This is a genomic window from Dietzia sp. UBA5065 (assembly GCA_002415925.1).
Classification (GTDB): Bacteria; Actinomycetota; Actinomycetes; order Mycobacteriales; family Mycobacteriaceae; genus Dietzia.
Genome location: DIAZ01000038.1, coordinates 1 through 3,894, shown reverse-complemented (window position 1 = coordinate 3,894; position 3,894 = coordinate 1). Strand labels below are relative to the sequence as shown.

Here is a 3,894-nt window from a genome sequence, read left to right as displayed (position 1 = left end):
CTCGAGGTGACGATCAACGGCGCCGACTGCCCGGTCTCGGCCACCGAGACCCCCTCGGGAACCGCCCGCTTCACGCTCGTCAACGCCGGTGGCGAGTCCAACGAGTTCGAAATCCTCGCCGAGGACAAGCTCCGGATCGTGGGCGAGCGCGAGAACCTCGGTCCCGGCACGACCACCGACTTCACCATCGTGCTCGAACCCGGCACGTACTACACGGCGTGCAAGCCCAACATGGTCGGCGAGATCACGGGACTCACCGAGTTCACGGTGACCGACTCCGGTGAGGAGATCACGGTCTCCGACGACGAGCAGGCCCTGCGCGACGCGGCCGTGGTGAGCTACACCGCCTACGTCAGAGATCAGGCCGGGGCGCTGCTCACCGGGACCCGGGAGTTCACGACCGCCTACCTCGCCGGCGACCGCGACCTGGCCCGGGAGCTGTACCCCCGGGTGCGGATGCACTACGAGCGCATCGAGCCCACGGCCGAGGCGTTCGGGGACATCGACCCGGCGCTCGACCTGCGTGAGGCCGACTCGCAGGAACTGGGCGAGCCGTGGACCGGGTGGCACGTGCTGGAGAAGGACCTGTGGCTGCCCGCCGGCCAGCCCGCGCTCACCGCGGATCAGCGACGCGAGATGGCGGACGCCCTCGACCGCGACACCCGGACGCTCTACGACCTGGTCAGCGCCGACGACTTCACGATCGGCCTGGACGAGATCTCCAACGGCGCCATCGCGCTGCTCGAGGAGGTGGCGACCACCAAGATCACCGGCGAGGAGGAGATCTTCTCGCACACCGACCTCTACGACATCCAGGCCAACCTCGAGGGCGCCTCGGTGGCGTTCGGGACGGTCCGCGACCTCGCAGAACTCAAGGACGCCGAGCTGGTCGACGAGATCGACGCGCGCATCGCCTCCCTCAGCTCGACGCTGGACGGCTACCGCACCGGCGAGGACGGGTTCGTCCCGTTCACCGAGCTCGACGCCGCCGAGCGCAAGCAGCTCTCCGACTCCGTCAACGCCCTGCGGCGGCCACTGGCCACCCTGACCGAGGTCATCGTCGGCTGACATGGACCCGCAGACGATCGGCCCGCGACAGCCCGCAGACGCGGAACCCCCGGCGCACACCACCGACACCGGGGTCACCCGGCGGGTGGTGCTCGCGGGCGCTCTTGCCGGCGGGGTGGGCGCCGTGGCGGGATTCGCCGGGGGGCGGGCCTCCGCCGGAGGCGGCGCCGCCCCCGGGATCGGCGAACTCAGCTACCCGTTCCGCGGCGAGCACCAGCAGGGCGTCACCACCCCGGCACAGCAGCAGATGCACCTCACGGCGTTCGACGTGACGGCCCGGGACCGGGATTCCCTGATCGACCTGCTCACCGCGTGGACCCGCGCCGCCGAGAACCTCACGCAGGGGTTGCCGGTCGACTCGATGCGGGTGTCCAAATCCGCACCCCCCGACGACACCGGCGAGGCCTTCGACCTCCCGGCCGCCGGCCTCACCATCACCTTTGGCTTCGGGCGGACCCTGTTCCGGGACCAGCAGGGCCGCGACCGCTTCGGCCTGGGCGACCGGCTGCCCGCCGCGCTCGCCGAGGACATCCCGCGGATGGCGGCGGAGAAGATCGATCCCGGTCGGAGCGGCGGGGACCTGGTGGTGCAGGCCTGTGCCGAGGACCCGCTCGTGGCGCTGCACGCCGTCCACAACCTCACGCGGATCGCGTTCGGGTGGGCCACCGTCCGGTGGACGCAGCTCGGTTACGGGCGGACCTCCTCCACGGGGGCCGGCCAGGTCACCCCGCGCAACCTCTTCGGCTTCAAGGACGGGACAGCGTCGCTGCGCGGGAACCAGGACGAACTGCTGCGGGACTTCGTCTGGGTGGCCGAGGGCGACGGAGGCGGCGCCGCGGACTGGATGGCCGGCGGGACCTACCTCTGCGCCCGCAAGATCCGCATGACCATGGAGGTGTGGGACGAGCTGCCCCTGCGGGACCAGGAGAACGCGGTGGGCCGGGACAAGATCTCCGGCGCTCCCCTGTCGGGCGGCGACGAGTCCAGCGCGCCGGACTTCACCGCACGAACCCCGGGCGGTTCCCCCGTGATCCCCGAGGCGAGTCACGTGGCACTGATGCACCCGACCCGGAACGCCGGCGTCCAGATGCTCCGCCGCGGCTACAACTACACGGACGGCTCGGACGAGCTGGGCCGGTTGGACGCCGGCCTGTTCTTCATCGCGTTCGTCCGCGACCCGCGTCAACACTTCACTCCGCTGTTGGCCCGGATGCAGTTCGACCTGCTCACCCAGTACCTGCAGCACCTCACGAACTCGGTGTTCGCGATCCCGCCGGGCCTGGCGGAGGGGCAGATCTACGTGGGGCAGGGACTCTTCGAGGACCCCGTCTAGCTCAGGACGACCCCTCGTCGGCGTTCCCTGCCTTCCAGGTGGCCCACGGGATGTTCCAGTCTCCCAGGCCGTCCCACCCGGGCAGGGTCGGGCCCACCGTTCCGGAGACCTCGACGATGTCGCCGCGCTTGGAGTTCTCGTAGAACCACGCCGCGTCCGAGGTGGAGACGTTGAGGCAGCCATGGCTGGTGTTCTGGCTTCCCTGGGCCCACACGGACCACGGCGCCGCGTGGACGAAGATGCCGCTGTAGGACATGCGGGTCGCGTACTGGACCGGGGTGCGATACCCCTCCGCCGAGTTGACCGGCACCCCGTAGGTGGACGAGTCCATCACCAGCGACGCGTGCTTCTCGCCGATGATGTACGTGCCGTTGGGGGTCGGGGCCGAGGACTTGCCCATCGAGGTGGGCATGGTCTTGACCACCTCGCCGTTGCGCTCGACCACGATCTGCTTGGTGGAGTCGTCCACCCTGGAGATGACCGCGTCACCGATCTCGAAGTTGCTGAACGCGTCCTCCTGGCCGTACATGCCCCCGCCCAGGTCCTCGCCGTAGATGTCCACGTGCACGTCGATCTTGGTTCCGGGGGCCCAGTACTCGGCCGGCCGCCAGCGGACCTCCTGGTCGGACACCCAGTAGAAGGCTCCCTCGACAGCGGGGTCGGTGGTGATGACGATCTTGTCCTGGGCGGCCCGGCGATCCGCGATCGGCTCGTCGAACATCACGGCCACGGGCTGTCCGATCCCGACCGTGGACCCCTCACCCGTGGTGAGGTACGCCGCGGTCATGATGCGGGGCGTGAGGGTGCTGAACGTCGCGTTCTTCCGCGCGACCAGGCCGGCCTCGTCCGTGGCCGAGGACTCAAGCGTGTACTGGCGGCCGTACCCGAGCTCCTCGGTGCTCCGCCATTCCGTGAAGTCGGCGTTGAACTCCCCCGCGACCTGCACGCCCTCCGGGTTGCGCAGGACCACCGAGTCGAGGCGACCGTCGCTCGCGGTGAGCACGACCGGTTGGGCGGGGTTGGCGTCGAGCGCACCGTCTCCGACGGACAGGTCCATCACCACGGCCGGACCCGCGGGGGCCTCCGCGACCTGGGATCCCCCGCCGCCCTCGCCGATCGTGCAGCCCGTGAGGACGAGCGTCGTGGTGAGAACCGCGGCCAGCGCGATTCGGCTCCTCGACCGGACGCGTGCGCCCGTTCGCCTGGCCGGTGTGGTCCTGCGCTGAGTCACTAAGAGCCCCTTCCGAACATCCCCCGCCCCCGCGGACACGCCTCGGCCGCGGGGAACTCAACCCCAGTATGCCTGGGAAGATGCACGCCTTCCATATCGAAATGATTAAGGATGCCTCGTCAACATCCGAGACACCCCCGCCCTGACCAGCCGATTTCGCGTTCCCGACGGCGTCCTGTTACTGTTTCTCTCGCACCACGCAGGCGCCATTAGCTCAATTGGCAGAGCAGCTGACTCTTAATCAGCGGGTTCGGGGTTCGAG

The 3,894-nt window shown here is 69.7% G+C and carries 3 protein-coding genes; 2 read left to right on the top strand and 1 reads right to left on the bottom strand.

Annotation, left to right across the window (positions count from 1 at the left end; translation table 11 throughout):
• On the top strand, nucleotides 1-1,068 hold a 1,068-nt coding region (efeO, locus tag B4M60_RS02715), incomplete at its 5' end, for an iron uptake system protein EfeO (RefSeq protein WP_291080049.1).
• Nucleotide 1,069: 1 nt separating this feature from the next.
• Complete coding sequence (gene efeB / locus B4M60_RS02710) at nucleotides 1,070-2,401, top strand: iron uptake transporter deferrochelatase/peroxidase subunit (RefSeq protein WP_291080048.1); 1,332 nt, start codon at nucleotides 1,070-1,072, stop codon at nucleotides 2,399-2,401.
• 1 nt (nucleotide 2,402) lies between these two features.
• Here efeB and B4M60_RS02705 read toward each other — a convergent pair whose 3' ends face one another.
• A complete protein-coding gene (locus tag B4M60_RS02705) occupies nucleotides 2,403-3,632 on the bottom strand; it encodes a L,D-transpeptidase (RefSeq protein ID WP_414646715.1) in 1,230 nt (409 codons plus the stop codon).
• Nucleotides 3,633-3,894: the final 262 nt, after the last annotated feature.

What these genes read in the sequence shown, in the direction of transcription:
- efeB (WP_291080048.1), top strand. Translation starts at nt 1,070, where the DNA reads ATGGACCCGCAGACGATCGGCCCGCGACAGCCCGCAGACGCGGAACCC.